The organism is bacterium (assembly GCA_024228115.1).
In the GTDB taxonomy this organism is placed as follows: Bacteria; Myxococcota_A; UBA9160; order UBA9160; family UBA6930.
Genome location: JAAETT010000115.1, coordinates 1 through 750 on the forward strand (window position 1 = coordinate 1; position 750 = coordinate 750).

Here is a 750-nt window from a genome sequence, read left to right on the forward strand (position 1 = left end):
ATCCTATGCCAAAGCCCAATCCTATTCCTAAGCCAAAGCCTAATCCTAAGCCTAAGCCCAGACCTAAGCCTAAGCCCAATCCTAAGCCCAAGCCAACTCCTAAGCCTAAACCCCATCCTAAGCCTAAGCAAACCTAACTCCAATCCTAAGCCAAAGCCCAATCCTAATCCTAAGCCAAAGCCTAATCCTAAGCCTAAGCCCAGTCCTAAGCCTAAGCCCAATCCTAAGCCCAAGCCAAATCCTAAGCCTAAACCCCATCCTAAGCCTAAGCAAACCTAACTCCAATCCTAAGCCTAAGCCCAATCCTAATCCTAAGCCAAAGCCCAATCCTAAGCCTAAGCCTAATCCTAAGCCTAAGCCCAGTCCTAAGCCTAAGCCCAATCCTAAGCCTAAGCCCAATCCTAAGCCCAAGCCAAATCCTAAGCCTAAACCCCATCCTAAGCCTAAGCAAACCTAACTCCAATCCTAAGCCTAAGCCCAATCCTAAGCCTAAGCCCAATCCTAAGCCTAAGCCCAATCCTAAGCCTAAGCCCAATCCTAATCCTAAGCCTAAGCCAAATCCTAAGCCAAAGCCCAATCCTAAGCCTAAGCCCAATCCTAAGCCTAAGCCCAATCCTAAGCCTAATCCTAAGCCTAAGCCCAATCCTAAGCCTAAGCCCAATCCTAAGCCAAATCCTAAGCCTAAGCCCAATCCTAAGCCTAAACCCAATCCTAATCCTAAGCCTAAGCCAAATCCTAAGCCTAATCCCA

General features: G+C 47.9%; 1 protein-coding gene. It reads right to left on the reverse strand.

Features of this window, described 5'->3' with window-relative positions; genetic code table 11:
• Positions 1-443 precede the first annotated feature (443 nt).
• The coding region (locus GY937_05845; GenBank protein ID MCP5056235.1) for a hypothetical protein at positions 444-750 on the reverse strand (307 nt) is incomplete at its 5' end.